The organism is Bacillus cereus group sp. MYBKT111-2, assembly GCF_051915205.1.
Lineage (GTDB): Bacteria > Bacillota > Bacilli > Bacillales > Bacillaceae_G > Bacillus_A > Bacillus_A paranthracis.
Genome location: NZ_JBQAEG010000003.1, coordinates 647,401 through 659,590 on the forward strand (window position 1 = coordinate 647,401; position 12,190 = coordinate 659,590).

The following is a 12,190-nucleotide window of genomic DNA, read 5'->3' on the forward strand; positions in this document are numbered from 1 at the left end:
TTCTCACCGCCTTTCTATTTAAAAAGATCGTTAACTGATATAAATTCAATATTTCCATCACCTTGTAATTGAGATAACATAGGGATTACTTCTGTGTGAGCATTTAAAAACGCTGCAAAACCATCAATTTTTCGATATTTACTCTGTTTAGATGGTAAAAAGTTCCCGTTCCTGTCTTCCACAAGCTTTACATTGTTCATATACCAACGGAAAAGACGGTTTTTATTACTAATTATTTTTCCATCCAACAACAATTCTTTTACATCTTTTAATGCTGGGCTTAACGTTAAATGACCTTGCCGAACTGGTTCAGTTTTAAATCCATATACTTTCAAATCTTCATTTAAACGATAAGCATTTGCTGGATCATAAGTAATTTTCTTTATGAAATAGTGTTCAGATTGCTCAACAAACCAATCATAAACATACTCATATTTCACATACTCACCAGGGATAATAGTGAGCCATCCCTTTTCTTCAAACTCTTTAAAGCTAATATTCTCGTTATCACGATCAACTTTAGCCTGCGGAACCCAACTATGAGATAGTACAAAAACATTTCCATCATCTAAAGGAAACTCTAAACAAGCACTTGTAAAATCTTCTGTTGCAGATAAATCATAACCTGCAACACATTCTTTACCAGCTAATTCCTTTATATCAATAACTTCTTCATTCCTTTTTAATATCTCAATACCAACAAAGGACATTTCATCATTATCAACAAAGATGTTAAATTGTTTTGTAATCCAGTCATTCTTTTCAGCATCCGTATGCTTGTCTGTATTCCAATCATCAACAAGCGATGGAAGGTCTAGCGAAACTCCCATATTAGGGTTTGCTTTAATCCATAGTTCGGGATTCTCAATTTCATCTACACTATCCATTTCAGCCATGAAATAAAACTTTCTATCTTGGTCGATAATCCCTTCCAAAACATCCGTTGCAATTTCATAGTATTGAACAAGTGGTCCTTCAAGCTGATATCCTGCCGTAGTGATATAAACAATCATTGGTTGTTTACGCGCACCACGTGATTTTTTAATAACATTAATTAACTTAAAGTTTTTAAATTCATGTATTTCATCAAAAATACCAAGGTGTGTATTTAATCCATCTAGTTTTTTACTATCTGATGCACGAGGTTCAATTTTAGAATGCGTTTTATCATGAAAAATCCCTTTCTGATTTTCACGTAAATGTTTCCGAAGAAAGGGTGATTTTTGAACCATTGCACGACTTTCATCAAACAATTCTCCAGCTTGTTGTTTTGTGTTTGCTAAAACATAAACACGGGCACCTGGCTCATTATCTTTAGCAACAGCATAATTAGATAAACCAGAAATCATTGTTGTTTTTCCGTTTTTACGGCCAATAAAAATAAGTCCCTCTCGAAAGCGCCTATAACCTGTATCTTTATGAACCCATCCATACAAAGAACCTATAACAAAGTGCTGCCATGGTTGTAGAACTAACCTTTTATAGTCACCTTTTGACGGGCGACAGAACTTTTCGATATATCGTATAGGTCGATGAGCTTTTTCTTCATCGAATATCCAAGGGAACTCCTCAGTACCCTGTCTCTTCAAATCATTTAGATGACGTTGACAAGACAAGACATTTTTCTTACTAGCTTTTATGTTTCCATTAACAACTTGTTCTGCATACCAAGTTGTTCTTAGTTCAGGAGATGGATCTACTAAAATATAAAAATGTTGTATCTGTTCATTCCGCCAATTTTCATACCACTTTGCTATTTCAGATGGCTTAGAAGTCGTCGAAATCATCATCAGAATCTCCAGTTAACTCTTCCTGAAGTTTTTTACGGCTTGCCCCAGTCAACCCTAGCTCACCTAAATATTGACGGATTTGTTGTAAATACTTAGGTATCTCTGGTATCAAAGTGTGCTTAGTCAGATTTGTAGCACCAGCTTTATTTGTATACTCCATCGTCAGACCTTCTTTTTTAACATTAGCTGCCATCTCTCTAAACATTTGATAACTGAAGGCAATCGCTTCAACTACAATAGGATCATTGATATCAGCCTTTCCTTCAACTTCTAAAACAGACCAAATACGAATCCAAGTATCTTTTCCTACCTTTTTTAAATGCGTAGGCGGTCTCCGTTCAATTAATCCTTTATCCACGATATCACCTCACTTACATTTTATGGATAAAAAGTGCTGATTCCGAAATAAAAATCTCTTATTTTCAGACTTTACCCCCCTTTAGAAACATCACTTGTGATACCCACGAAGGAGGCGTCCGGTCTGGACGGAAACGGCTCTGAACAATAAAAGGAGGGGGGCTATATAAATTCTTTGTTCGCTTTTACTTTTACGAACTGAATCTTTCTTTTATTTTTCTTTTTCCCTCCACCCTTTTCAGGATGTTCTTTGTTGTGACATGCATTACATAAACTAATTAAGTTATCTAATGTTAGTGCAAGTTCAGGATATTCACTTCTTTCTTTGATATGATGTACCATATCAGCTGGTACTGGTATCAATGGATCATGCTTCATGCACTCTTGGCAACGATAGCTGTCTCGCATCAGCGCGAGCTCTCTACACCTCCGCCAGGCTGTGCTGTCATAGAATTTCTTTGCTTCTTTATCACGATTGTATTTATCGTAGAACTTACGTTGTTGTTTGATTTTGTTTTCAGTCATTGTTTTGAAGTATCTCTTGAGCTATTAATTCACCATCACAATATAATTCATTAGTTTCAACTACTCCTGTATACTTGTTCATAACCTTTTCTAACTTCTCGAATGCACTTACACATTCATTGATAGCTAATGTAAGTTCTTCAATATTCGCTTTCGCTTCTGTCGTATCAATATCGATTTGAGCTGAAACAATATTTTGTTCTCCCATTCTTCAACACTCCTTAATTGTTATTTGTTTAATCATTATTCTACTGATAATCCTAACTCACGCTGAATTCCTGAGAGCGAATAGCCATACGCATATCCAACAATACGAATACCTGGAGCATATCTATGTTCTAAATCCTCATTGTACGTCTTCTTGTAATACTCCAATTTTGATTCAATGTTATACTTATCATTAATAATTACTTCATCGCTAGGAAATCCATCCATTTCAATCTGAACAGCTACATAATTCGCCTCTTCATCTAAAGCCTCATTAAAACATTTTCCTAGACCTTCTAATGTTAAATCCATTTTTCAGCCTCCTTCAAAATAAAAAGCACCCAGTCGGGTGCTTCCTTCTCAATTATTAATTTGTTTTTCAATTGTGGTACGTGAAGTTTTATTCTTTTTCCAATCACCTAATGTTGTTACATTCATGTACACCAATATTATTAGGTAACTGGAAGAAGAGCAAAAGCTCTCCTTATTAACGGTAACATTCAATCAGTACCATCTGCTGGTTTCGGATTTTATGTGCCGTCATTATGAAGCCGTTTAGATTTTTAGAAACAACATAGTGAGTTGTGTTTTCCGCCACTTCTCACAATACAAATATATCATGTTAAAAACCAAAACGTGTCCGTAAATAGTTCACAAATAGTTCACGAATAGTTCGCGCTTTTCATTTTCTCTTTTTCCACCTCTTCCAATTCTTCTGCTGCGATTTATTCTTTTTAACAGATATCCTATTTCTTTTCTTACTAAAATCCCTATACGTAATATCGATATCATTCATTTTCCCCATAAATGAATCTACTATCTCACTACCAATCTTTCTAAAAAAATCCGAAGGTCCAGTAGCTTCTTTTTGAATCCTTTGTAATTGATGTTTATTTAAATAGATCATATTTCAGCCTCTTTTCGCACAGTTTTGATTAGATATGGTCTTTTATTCTTTAAAATGAATTAGCTATAAACTAGAGTGTGTTAAATTCACCTGTCCGCATTTATCTCATATGTATCAAGCTTTTATGTATTATAACGGAAATGAATTTGACACGTTCAGTTTGTAGCTAATTCAAAAATTGATAAAAAAAGAAAGAAATTAGATTTTAAATTTCCTTTGATAATCATTTAATGTATCTTGTTCAATTCCGATATACCTTAATGTTTCTTTTTGCTCTGTATGATTTAGCATTTGTTGTAAAACGGCCACATCTCTAAACTGTTGATAATGATGATATCCGTATGTTTTACGTAAAGAATGTGTTCCAATACGATCTAACCCAAACTCTTGCGCCGCTTGATTCAATATCACATAAGCCATTGCCCTTGTGATTGGTTTATTTTTCCCGTTCCTACTTTTAATCAAATACTCGTTTTTTGGCTTTCCTTTTGTATAATCACGAATTGCCTTCTTTAATTCAGATGGCATCTTGATATCCTTTATTTTCTTTGTCTTCTTTTCACGTATAACAATATTCCATCCTTCTACATCACGAACACGCAAGCGTAATATATCTGATATCCTAAAGCCTGTATTAATACCAAGAAGAAACAGAATGTAGTTCCTCTCATTCTGTTTCTTATAGAACTCTTTTATTTCTTGGATGATTTCTTTATTTCGAATTGGTTGTACAATGTTCATACCGTTTCTACCTCTTCACCTTGCGCCTTTTGTTTAAACACTTCTTTCCGCAAACTGAAAGCTAAACGTAATAAAGCTTTTCCTTTCACTTTGTAATACGTGGTTCTACCTAATCTCACTTCATCCATAATGTCTGGATCGTAACCCTTATCTTCCTCCATATAATACATATGAATAATTTGTCTTTCTCTTTTTGGTAGCCTGTTAACAGCTCTATGAACCCAATTCATAAATTTATCTCTAGCCATCTCATATTGTAACCTTTCAATCGCTATGTTTTCTGTAGAACTGTTGAATTCATTCGTTACAGATGGAGGAACAATTGAATATGATGCGGTTACTTTAGGTAAAATGTCACTTGGCATTTGAGATAAATACATACGATACTCCTCAAATACTTTTTCAACTTCATTCTTTGTCTCTTCTTCATCTAAAACAGGCATTTTAAATGATAATTGTTTATTCATATTAAATTCCTCCATTGTTATTATTTTTGTCTTAATGCTCCACGTCTACGTTCATAACGTGGCCCATGAATTCCCATTAAACCTTCAATATCACGAGTGCTTAACTTCTCTTTTCGTTTCTTTTTAGCTTTCTTTTTCTCTTGATTCGATTGCCTTTTCCATTCACGTAGCTGATCCTTTAACACCTTCATTTCCCCATCTCCCTTTTCAAAATAAAAAGGACACCTATTCCTAAAACAGCTTTAATTGCTGCTTCAATGAATTGGTGTCCTCTAGTTTTCTAGCCGGACTATATTCTGTTTGCATTCACTTTAAAATACCAGCTTGTACAAAAATATTTCTCCAAGCTTTATTCACTTGATACTTTTCCACATCTTTTGCACGACGAGCAATTGCTTTTCGAATTTTTCTTTTCTTCAAAGCTTTCATTCTCTCAGCCTCACTTTCTATTTCATTTGTTCTTTGCAACCTTCAAGAAAGTCAATAACTTCCTGAACATGCTCCTTTGTTGCCATACTTTCCAATACGTATCCTGCATCGTTATAAACATTAACCTTATTTCCTGTGAACTCCATTCCACACATTCCATCTGCACCTAATAGCTTTACGTTATCTTCCATTCTTTTAACCTCACTTTCTATCCAAAGGATTATTTTGTTGAGTTTTATTCTTTGTACTCTGTTTCAACAGCCTCAGCGACTTCAATTTCTTTTTTTACTAAGTCCTCTAAAAAATAAAACGCTGCCGCTTCGCCTTCTTCCGCTCTTACATGCTCAAACTACTCTCTTTGCTTATCCTCTAACTCATATTCAAATGTTACTTTCATTTCCCACTACCTCCTAGTTTATTAATGACGAAAAGCAATGTAATTTGGATTCACTCTATTAGTTACAAATGATTCGCAATAAAAATACTTTGGTTTAACATGAAACCTTCTGCATAGTACTTGTATTTGATTAAACGACGGAATGATTCTTGACCGCTCTATCTCAATCAACCTCTGGGTATCAACCTCCAACAATTCAGCAGCTTGCCCTTGAGTCATTCCGAATAAATGCCGAAGTTCCGTTAATTTTTGACCGTTGAATTTACTCATTTCTCTCCCCCCCCGAATAAAACTCAATATTCCGTCAATACTGTAGATGGAGGAATTTTTATATACCCATTTTTATTCCTCCCTTTCTCTAAAGGCTGGACAGTTAGCTTTCACTAGCTGTCCTTTATTAATTGGAATAATTAGCACAACTTTGTGCATACTATCTATAAGCTGCTTTCTTAACAGTGTTGGCAGCCCGGAATCTTTTGTCAAAAGGAGCAGTTAGCTTTTGCTAGCTGCTCTTTTATATTCCTGTAATTCCTTCTCGAGTCTTTCAATATGTTCATCCCTTATTTGAACATCATCTTTTAAAAACTCAATTTCCTCTTTAAGTTTCATCCGTTCATTAAACAATTGGCGACATTCGTGTATAGATGAGTCACGACCTGCTCTAAGAAGTTCAATTTCTTTATTTCTCAGTTCAATTTGTTTTACAGCATGATCGAAATCATCTTTTAATAGTTGATACTTTGTAGAGCCTTTCATCTGAGCACCTCATTTTTCTACAAAATGAAATTTTTATAAGCTTGTCACCATTTTGATAATACGAGCATATATTATTGTAGAGAAATCCACCTTAAAAAGAGCACATCTGTGCATATGCTCTTTTTCGGTTAACCAACATAGTTATTAAAAAAGCACATATAATATAGAGAACTACCCACCGGTTCTACATATTGAACACTGTTAAACAGTGTTCTTTTTTGTTTAAATTAGCGTTTTTGTTCAAAATAATACTCCTATCCATTTGGACACATTTACCAGTATTTTTACCAAAAAATTCATGATATGGTTATTTAGTCGAGTACGTCATTACTTGACAATTACCCTTAGGAACTCCGCAGACAAACGGGGTTTCTTTTATTTAAATAACGATTTTGTTTAATTTCTAACTTTTATCACATTAGTTTTAAATGCTTCACCCTTACGGTTAAAAGATACAATATTCATACCATGATAATCTCTGTGCCACCGGAAAGTTGGATCTAATCTATTATTAAACTCTCCATCAAACTTTCGTATCGTTGAAATTTTGATATTCTTCATTCCCATAAAATTTTCTTCACCTATTTTTGTCATTTGTCTATTTCTTGTATGTCTCATCCGTTCCATTCCCCTCCATATCTTTTATCACTAAATGTAAATATTAAGTTGTAAATTTAATTTACTTAGTGCTATAATTCGAGAGATCGATAGTTACATTCACTGATCAACCTCATGTAATTTTAATAAAAGTTCTCGAGATTCAGCCCCTAACAGCGCACCGTTAGGGGCTGAATTCTTTCCAAATAAAGATTTTATTGTACAACTACACATACCTAAACAACATGCATACATTATGGTGTGTATTCATTCAATATAAGTTTTGGTAAGAGAGTTCTTTGGCAAGAGCTCTCTATTTTTAAAATAAGAATTTTGTTAAAAAATTAATAAATTCTCCAGCATGGTGCACTCTATACCCAAAAGGACTAATTATGAAAATTCTAAAATACATTATCCTTACATTTGGCTGGATTATATATGCTGCATTTTTATATGCAATATTCTTTTTATAATTATTCTTCCTGTCCATAATTTTTAAATTTATATAGCACTTAAATTTTCCATCTTCCCAAAATAACGCTTTGGTTAAAATTTTTGATTCTGCCATTCAGTAATACAAGCTGGTTCAATTTCTTCAAATTCTTGTGTTTCTACATCAAGATCAATGACAGAATAGCTAGGTACTACTAAAAATTCTTTTCCGCAAACGTTACAAGTAGGATCATCAAGTGCATAAACTCCTTTAATTGTGTCAGGATTTTGCAAATCAAAATCAGCATTTTCAAAAACTACAAGACCATTACATCCTTTAACGTTACATTTATGTGCTTCAATAGCCATTTCTCATTCCCCATTTCTTAATAAAATTCAAATTTGGTCTTTATCAAAAACTTCAATATCATGTAAAACCTGCGTAAAGATTACATTGATTCACCCTATCTACCCAATAAACGTTATATAATGAACTTGCAAATACCCGATTTGCACAATACTTGCTTTCCATGCGACTTATGCTTGAGTGCTAGGAGAAATCCTAGCCTTTTTCATTTCACATCGACACGTGCTTGACTTGCTTCCCGACTAAATCCATCTGGATATCTTTTAGCCAATTTTGCTATGTTCATTTCAGCAATATCTTGTAACGTATATCCCAGTTCGTGTGCCATAATTGATACATAATATATAATGTCCCCTAGCTCTAATGCTAATTTATGAGTATTTCCATCCTCTTCTCCTGGGCCATGCGATGGTTGAAATCCATGACCATGATAAATTGCTTTTTTTACAATATCGGCAACTTCACCAGCTTCTCCTGTAAGCCCTAAAGCTGCATTTGAAACGCGTCCTCCAAAATCAGTTTTGTTATTCCAAGTACGTAATGTTGCTTCCTGATAATCATTTAATTCACCGATTGACAAGATACTTGCAATCTGTAAAACAGTAGCTTCTTTTATAACTTGCTCTTCTTTGTTTGCTTCACTAATTAATTTCGTTGCTTCCAATACACCATTTTCCATAACGTTCATTTTGTTTTCCCCTTCCTATTTAGCAAATTCCTAATCCTGTCGGACGATTTTTAATTAAATACTTATCAGCCTGATCTATTACAAGGAGCGCAACTTCCGCTTGGTGTCTCCTTAGTACTTCCGCCATCTCTGGTAAACTCATACCTTGATTCCACATTTCACGAAAACGAATTACATCTCTTTCATCCCAAATGAAGTTAGCTTCTTCTAAAGCGATGTAAATTTTCAATCTCGATTCCTTCATCGCCTCATGATTTCTTGCTACACTCATAAGCGAACCTACTTTCTAAAAATGATTATTTTATCTTTTCAGTAAACTTAGTATCCACACGATCAACTTTACCGTTTACCCAAACCGCGACTTGTTCACCAAATCCGCTCATTGGTGGATTTACTGCTGTTACATTTCCATCCTTTACTATTAAAAGCTTGTTGCTACTAACATCAATTTCTATTTTTTTCATATGTCCCTCTCCCTTTTACTACCGCATGTACTCGACAACATCAGGTTTAAATCCACTTCCTAAATAAATCCTTACCGGGATAATTTCTTTTTTATCCCTTGCTGCCTTACATAACTCTTCCGCTGTATCCCAACTAAAAAATTTATCTACAGCGCGTTGGAATCTCCAAATTGCCATTACATATTGTTCAAATATGTCATAGCGATCATCTTGTTTAGTTGTACGTGGTAACTCATCCGTACCCTTTGCATTTCTTGGAACTTGGACACGTACATCTGTATATGTAACGCGTCCATTTCCTTTTTTTACATTGGCTTTCATTACATCAAACTCACAAATTGCTGGCTCTACATCAAAAATATTTAGTTGCTTAGGCATGTACCTTCACGCTCTTTTCAAGAGCATTAAGTAACTCATTTGCTCCCGCCTTACTCAAAAACATTCGACCACCTAACAATTCCATGTTTGATTCAGAAACTTCACCTGTTACAAAACATGACTTTTCATGTTTTCTTAAAACGATGTTTTCCCCATCAACATGAAAGTTTAATGCTGTTCCTTCAGCAATCCCCAAAGTTCTGCGTAACTCTACTGGAATTACTACACGCCCTAGTTCATCTACTTTTCTTGCAACACCTGTATTTTTCATAGCTTTCTCCCCCTTGTTAACTAGCTTTTTGTTGTTTGTTTCTTTCTAATTCTTGTTTCATTGATTCGAATTTTATTAGCCATGCTTGCCAACGCTTATCGTTTTCTTCTTGCTGTTGCTTTGCTATTTCACAATTACAACCGTTCGTTTCAATTACTCCCGGATAAGTTTCTTTACGAATAATTCCTGTATCATGACATAATACACACATGTTTATTCCTCCTTAGAAACCAATATCTAAATTTAGAATCCTTTTATCTGTCGTTGTTTTAAATACGATTGTTTCATCTTTTGATACTCCATTTAACAACCTACTCGCTAATTTCGGATCATACTTTTGAAATAGCTGTTTGCTTGATAAATTTGATGTAGTAATTGTTGTTTTGTTCGCTCCTTGCCGCCCATTAGCAACACCATAAAGTATTTTATGAACAAAATCGCTCGCCTCTCCGTTTCTATTCATAGAGCCACTTTCAGCTCCTAAATCATCAATAACCAGAAAGTCCGCTTCAACCATTAAGCTAATACAATAATCCATCGTGTATTTTGACTCTTTATTTCGAAATGAGTCTTGTATTAAACGAATAAGTTTTTCTATCTCTACAAACAAGCAACTTTTCATTTCCTTAAATGCGTATTCATCATTAAGGGCTTCGCCATCAGAAATTGTCCAATAATGCCTTACCAGTTCATATAGCATTGCGTAAGCTAAATGGCTTTTTCCTACACCTTGAATTCCTGCAATATACACGTTTAGAGTTTCGCCCTTTTTAATACGCTCCAAAATTGCTATAGCTTTTTTCTTATTTGCTTTAGTTTCTGGACAATCCGTTTCATAGGATTCTAACCTTGATTCTGTAATTGATTGATTTTCAATAACACTATGTTTAAAAAGAAGATTCTTCTGCCGCTCTCTATTGATCTTCTTGTAATAGTTGTTGGCTTGTTGGAATAAGACTGAATCCTGCTGTTCTACTTTGCATCTTGGGCAATAAATCGAACCATCATTTTTATCAATCATCTTTCTTACTGGCTTTACAGTTACTTGTCCACCTTTACTAAATGTATGGCTTTCGCAATATTCATCTGCAAATTCTAATGCCGCTATCTTTTCAAATGATTTCTGCATTTTTTGCATTTCCGTTCACCTCGTTAAAATGGCATATTTCCTTTAAACCCCGGAATATCTATGTGATTACCGTATTGCTGTTGATTAGATTGAGGTTTGCTAACCGTTTCATTCAAATAATTATCGAAATGTTTTTGAGCGAATAATGTGCTTGGTCTTAAATACTGATCAAGAGGTTTTCCTTCTTTATCAAACTTTCCGAGCCATTGTGATACCTTGTTGTCAATGACGGTTTTGAAGTTTTCAACTGTATAACCTTCATTCCATCTAGCTCTAATTAGTTTTCTGTGACTTTCCGCTTTATGATTAAAGTTCTTATCCGCTTTTTCATTTAAGTAATTTAGGATTTCTTGATAAGGAATTGATACTTTTGTATCTGATTCGTCAGAAGAAGATGTATTATTTATTTCTAATTCTTTTTCTTTATCTAATTCTTTATCTTCTTCTATATCTGTATCGTCACGTGACGTCACGGCAACGTCACTTTCACTGCCCTTATTTTCTAGTGATAATTGCTGTTGTTTCTTACGCTCACGGTACTTTCTATTCCGTTCTGCATTTAATTGTTTTACACGTTCTAGACCATCAACATTCTGGTGTTTCTCCCAATTCGAAATACAAATGTACTGATCCTCTGTTATCTCAATCATTCCAAATTGCTGAAATGTTTGAAGCGCCAACCTTACTGTCGCAATTGGTCTATTGAATAGAGTTGCAAGCATTTCATCTGAATAAGGAATGTTTTTACTAAGAAAAATGTACCCACTCGCATTTGTTTTCCCGGCTTGCGCTAATAATCTAATCCATATAATTAATAAGGTATCAGCTTCAGGCATGCTCTCAATTAAACGTATTTTTTCATCCTCAAACATACTTGTTGAAAGCTTTATCCATTTAACTTCTGCCATTATATTTACCTCCTCGTACAAACTGCCACATATGCTTGTCCACTTTTGATTATTCGTTGAATTTCATAATGCGGATAACCAACTTTGAAATACTGTTCAATCATTTTCTTTAATTCATCTTTGCTCTCTGCTAAATTCCAGAATTTATTAGGTAATAGCACTTGATATTCAGTTAAACGCATGTACTATTTCCCTACTTTCCGTGATATACTTATAGAAACTTGTTTTTTTTAAGGGACCCACTGCCATGGGTCTTTTTATTTTCTTTAACATCACTCCAAGCCCATTGTTTTATTGGTTCGTAAGTGATGTATCCTAACCCAACACTACATGCGATAAACATTGCGAATATAACTAACGATGTTGTATCTTCCACTAGA

General features: G+C 34.3%; 25 protein-coding genes. All 25 read right to left on the reverse strand.

Going from position 1 to position 12,190, the window contains the following annotated elements; all coding sequences use genetic code 11:
• Window positions 1-14: 14 nt before the first annotated feature.
• Window positions 15-1,787, reverse strand: coding sequence for a terminase large subunit (locus tag ACTFNE_RS12045; RefSeq protein ID WP_088339415.1), 1,773 nt, complete (start codon window positions 1,785-1,787; stop codon window positions 15-17).
• Window positions 1,768-2,148 (reverse strand): phage terminase small subunit P27 family, encoded by a 381-nt coding sequence (locus tag ACTFNE_RS12050; RefSeq protein WP_088339416.1) that lies wholly within the window; start codon window positions 2,146-2,148, stop codon window positions 1,768-1,770. The genes ACTFNE_RS12045 and ACTFNE_RS12050 overlap by 20 nt, the downstream gene beginning before the upstream one ends.
• A 161-nt stretch (window positions 2,149-2,309) precedes the next feature.
• Window positions 2,310-2,672 (reverse strand): HNH endonuclease, encoded by a 363-nt coding sequence (locus tag ACTFNE_RS12055; protein WP_088339417.1) that lies wholly within the window; start codon window positions 2,670-2,672, stop codon window positions 2,310-2,312.
• Window positions 2,665-2,880 (reverse strand): hypothetical protein, encoded by a 216-nt coding sequence (locus ACTFNE_RS12060; RefSeq protein ID WP_088339418.1) that lies wholly within the window; start codon window positions 2,878-2,880, stop codon window positions 2,665-2,667. The genes ACTFNE_RS12055 and ACTFNE_RS12060 overlap by 8 nt, the downstream gene beginning before the upstream one ends.
• A gap of 35 nt (window positions 2,881-2,915) precedes the next feature.
• Window positions 2,916-3,191, reverse strand: a complete 276-nt coding sequence (locus ACTFNE_RS12065) for a hypothetical protein (protein ID WP_088339419.1) — start codon at window positions 3,189-3,191, stop codon at window positions 2,916-2,918.
• A gap of 370 nt (window positions 3,192-3,561) precedes the next feature.
• On the reverse strand, window positions 3,562-3,786 hold the full coding sequence (locus ACTFNE_RS12070; RefSeq protein WP_088339420.1) for a hypothetical protein: 225 nt from the start codon (window positions 3,784-3,786) through the stop codon (window positions 3,562-3,564).
• Between the two features lie 198 nt (window positions 3,787-3,984).
• Window positions 3,985-4,527, reverse strand: a complete 543-nt coding sequence (locus ACTFNE_RS12075; protein WP_088339421.1) for a tyrosine-type recombinase/integrase — start codon at window positions 4,525-4,527, stop codon at window positions 3,985-3,987.
• Window positions 4,524-4,994 (reverse strand): ArpU family phage packaging/lysis transcriptional regulator, encoded by a 471-nt coding sequence (locus ACTFNE_RS12080; RefSeq protein ID WP_088339422.1) that lies wholly within the window; start codon window positions 4,992-4,994, stop codon window positions 4,524-4,526. Before ACTFNE_RS12080 ends, ACTFNE_RS12075 begins: the two co-directional genes overlap by 4 nt.
• Window positions 4,995-5,014: 20 nt before the next feature.
• Window positions 5,015-5,185 (reverse strand): hypothetical protein, encoded by a 171-nt coding sequence (locus tag ACTFNE_RS12085; RefSeq protein ID WP_088339423.1) that lies wholly within the window; start codon window positions 5,183-5,185, stop codon window positions 5,015-5,017.
• 115 nt (window positions 5,186-5,300) lie between these two features.
• Window positions 5,301-5,423, reverse strand: coding sequence for a DUF3983 domain-containing protein (locus ACTFNE_RS12090; RefSeq protein ID WP_000645582.1), 123 nt, complete (start codon window positions 5,421-5,423; stop codon window positions 5,301-5,303).
• 17 nt (window positions 5,424-5,440) lie between these two features.
• Window positions 5,441-5,614, reverse strand: coding sequence for a hypothetical protein (locus tag ACTFNE_RS12095; protein WP_163258359.1), 174 nt, complete (start codon window positions 5,612-5,614; stop codon window positions 5,441-5,443).
• Window positions 5,615-5,841: 227 nt separating this feature from the next.
• Window positions 5,842-6,090 carry a helix-turn-helix transcriptional regulator gene (locus ACTFNE_RS12100; protein WP_000033082.1) on the reverse strand — a complete coding sequence of 83 codons (249 nt, stop codon included), beginning with the start codon at window positions 6,088-6,090 and terminating at the stop codon, window positions 5,842-5,844.
• A gap of 222 nt (window positions 6,091-6,312) precedes the next feature.
• A complete protein-coding gene (locus ACTFNE_RS12105; RefSeq protein ID WP_100632400.1) occupies window positions 6,313-6,576 on the reverse strand; it encodes a hypothetical protein in 264 nt (87 codons plus the stop codon).
• A 396-nt stretch (window positions 6,577-6,972) separates the two neighbouring features.
• Window positions 6,973-7,194 carry a hypothetical protein gene (locus ACTFNE_RS12110; protein WP_001216585.1) on the reverse strand — a complete coding sequence of 74 codons (222 nt, stop codon included), beginning with the start codon at window positions 7,192-7,194 and terminating at the stop codon, window positions 6,973-6,975.
• Between the two features lie 525 nt (window positions 7,195-7,719).
• On the reverse strand, window positions 7,720-7,974 hold the full coding sequence (locus tag ACTFNE_RS12115) for a hypothetical protein (protein WP_000963458.1): 255 nt from the start codon (window positions 7,972-7,974) through the stop codon (window positions 7,720-7,722).
• A 203-nt stretch (window positions 7,975-8,177) separates the two neighbouring features.
• A complete protein-coding gene (locus ACTFNE_RS12120; protein WP_001102009.1) occupies window positions 8,178-8,660 on the reverse strand; it encodes a nucleoside triphosphate pyrophosphohydrolase family protein in 483 nt (160 codons plus the stop codon).
• Window positions 8,661-8,679: 19 nt separating this feature from the next.
• Window positions 8,680-8,931: a hypothetical protein gene (locus ACTFNE_RS12125; RefSeq protein WP_000109486.1), complete on the reverse strand. Its 252-nt coding sequence runs from the start codon at window positions 8,929-8,931 to the stop codon at window positions 8,680-8,682.
• A 25-nt stretch (window positions 8,932-8,956) separates the two neighbouring features.
• Entirely contained in the window at window positions 8,957-9,124 is a 168-nt protein-coding gene (locus ACTFNE_RS12130; protein ID WP_000717826.1) for a DUF3954 domain-containing protein, read from the reverse strand.
• An 18-nt stretch (window positions 9,125-9,142) separates the two neighbouring features.
• The gene (locus ACTFNE_RS12135) at window positions 9,143-9,502 is read right to left on the reverse strand and encodes a hypothetical protein (RefSeq protein WP_001125952.1); all 360 of its coding nucleotides are present in this window, start codon (window positions 9,500-9,502) and stop codon (window positions 9,143-9,145) included.
• A complete protein-coding gene (locus ACTFNE_RS12140; RefSeq protein WP_000799086.1) occupies window positions 9,495-9,773 on the reverse strand; it encodes an AbrB/MazE/SpoVT family DNA-binding domain-containing protein in 279 nt (92 codons plus the stop codon). The genes ACTFNE_RS12135 and ACTFNE_RS12140 overlap by 8 nt, the downstream gene beginning before the upstream one ends.
• Before the next feature lie 16 nt (window positions 9,774-9,789).
• Window positions 9,790-9,984 (reverse strand): hypothetical protein, encoded by a 195-nt coding sequence (locus ACTFNE_RS12145; protein WP_088339426.1) that lies wholly within the window; start codon window positions 9,982-9,984, stop codon window positions 9,790-9,792.
• Window positions 9,985-9,996: 12 nt separating this feature from the next.
• Entirely contained in the window at window positions 9,997-10,911 is a 915-nt protein-coding gene (locus tag ACTFNE_RS12150; protein ID WP_001171109.1) for an AAA family ATPase, read from the reverse strand.
• Between the two features lie 14 nt (window positions 10,912-10,925).
• A complete protein-coding gene (locus ACTFNE_RS12155; protein WP_048540321.1) occupies window positions 10,926-11,810 on the reverse strand; it encodes a phage replisome organizer N-terminal domain-containing protein in 885 nt (294 codons plus the stop codon).
• A gap of 5 nt (window positions 11,811-11,815) precedes the next feature.
• Complete coding sequence (locus tag ACTFNE_RS12160; RefSeq protein WP_048540319.1) at window positions 11,816-11,992, reverse strand: hypothetical protein; 177 nt, start codon at window positions 11,990-11,992, stop codon at window positions 11,816-11,818.
• A gap of 29 nt (window positions 11,993-12,021) precedes the next feature.
• On the reverse strand, window positions 12,022-12,186 hold the full coding sequence (locus tag ACTFNE_RS12165; protein WP_000390301.1) for a hypothetical protein: 165 nt from the start codon (window positions 12,184-12,186) through the stop codon (window positions 12,022-12,024).
• Window positions 12,187-12,190: the final 4 nt, after the last annotated feature.

Coding starts and splice junctions, on each gene's coding strand:
- ACTFNE_RS12045 (WP_088339415.1), bottom strand. CDS start 1,787: ATGATTTCGACGACTTCTAAGCCATCTGAAATAGCAAAGTGGTATGAA.
- ACTFNE_RS12055 (WP_088339417.1), bottom strand. CDS start 2,672: ATGACTGAAAACAAAATCAAACAACAACGTAAGTTCTACGATAAATAC.
- ACTFNE_RS12060 (WP_088339418.1), bottom strand. CDS start 2,880: ATGGGAGAACAAAATATTGTTTCAGCTCAAATCGATATTGATACGACA.
- ACTFNE_RS12065 (WP_088339419.1), bottom strand. CDS start 3,191: ATGGATTTAACATTAGAAGGTCTAGGAAAATGTTTTAATGAGGCTTTA.
- ACTFNE_RS12070 (WP_088339420.1), bottom strand. CDS start 3,786: ATGATCTATTTAAATAAACATCAATTACAAAGGATTCAAAAAGAAGCT.
- ACTFNE_RS12075 (WP_088339421.1), bottom strand. CDS start 4,527: ATGAACATTGTACAACCAATTCGAAATAAAGAAATCATCCAAGAAATA.
- ACTFNE_RS12080 (WP_088339422.1), bottom strand. CDS start 4,994: ATGAATAAACAATTATCATTTAAAATGCCTGTTTTAGATGAAGAAGAG.
- ACTFNE_RS12085 (WP_088339423.1), bottom strand. CDS start 5,185: ATGAAGGTGTTAAAGGATCAGCTACGTGAATGGAAAAGGCAATCGAAT.
- ACTFNE_RS12090 (WP_000645582.1), bottom strand. CDS start 5,423: ATGAAAGCTTTGAAGAAAAGAAAAATTCGAAAAGCAATTGCTCGTCGT.
- ACTFNE_RS12095 (WP_163258359.1), bottom strand. CDS start 5,614: ATGGAAGATAACGTAAAGCTATTAGGTGCAGATGGAATGTGTGGAATG.
- ACTFNE_RS12100 (WP_000033082.1), bottom strand. CDS start 6,090: ATGAGTAAATTCAACGGTCAAAAATTAACGGAACTTCGGCATTTATTC.
- ACTFNE_RS12105 (WP_100632400.1), bottom strand. CDS start 6,576: ATGAAAGGCTCTACAAAGTATCAACTATTAAAAGATGATTTCGATCAT.
- ACTFNE_RS12110 (WP_001216585.1), bottom strand. CDS start 7,194: ATGAGACATACAAGAAATAGACAAATGACAAAAATAGGTGAAGAAAAT.
- ACTFNE_RS12115 (WP_000963458.1), bottom strand. CDS start 7,974: ATGGCTATTGAAGCACATAAATGTAACGTTAAAGGATGTAATGGTCTT.
- ACTFNE_RS12120 (WP_001102009.1), bottom strand. CDS start 8,660: ATGAACGTTATGGAAAATGGTGTATTGGAAGCAACGAAATTAATTAGT.
- ACTFNE_RS12125 (WP_000109486.1), bottom strand. CDS start 8,931: ATGAGTGTAGCAAGAAATCATGAGGCGATGAAGGAATCGAGATTGAAA.
- ACTFNE_RS12130 (WP_000717826.1), bottom strand. CDS start 9,124: ATGAAAAAAATAGAAATTGATGTTAGTAGCAACAAGCTTTTAATAGTA.
- ACTFNE_RS12135 (WP_001125952.1), bottom strand. CDS start 9,502: ATGCCTAAGCAACTAAATATTTTTGATGTAGAGCCAGCAATTTGTGAG.
- ACTFNE_RS12140 (WP_000799086.1), bottom strand. CDS start 9,773: ATGAAAAATACAGGTGTTGCAAGAAAAGTAGATGAACTAGGGCGTGTA.
- ACTFNE_RS12145 (WP_088339426.1), bottom strand. CDS start 9,984: ATGTGTGTATTATGTCATGATACAGGAATTATTCGTAAAGAAACTTAT.
- ACTFNE_RS12150 (WP_001171109.1), bottom strand. CDS start 10,911: ATGCAAAAAATGCAGAAATCATTTGAAAAGATAGCGGCATTAGAATTT.
- ACTFNE_RS12155 (WP_048540321.1), bottom strand. CDS start 11,810: ATGGCAGAAGTTAAATGGATAAAGCTTTCAACAAGTATGTTTGAGGAT.
- ACTFNE_RS12160 (WP_048540319.1), bottom strand. CDS start 11,992: ATGCGTTTAACTGAATATCAAGTGCTATTACCTAATAAATTCTGGAAT.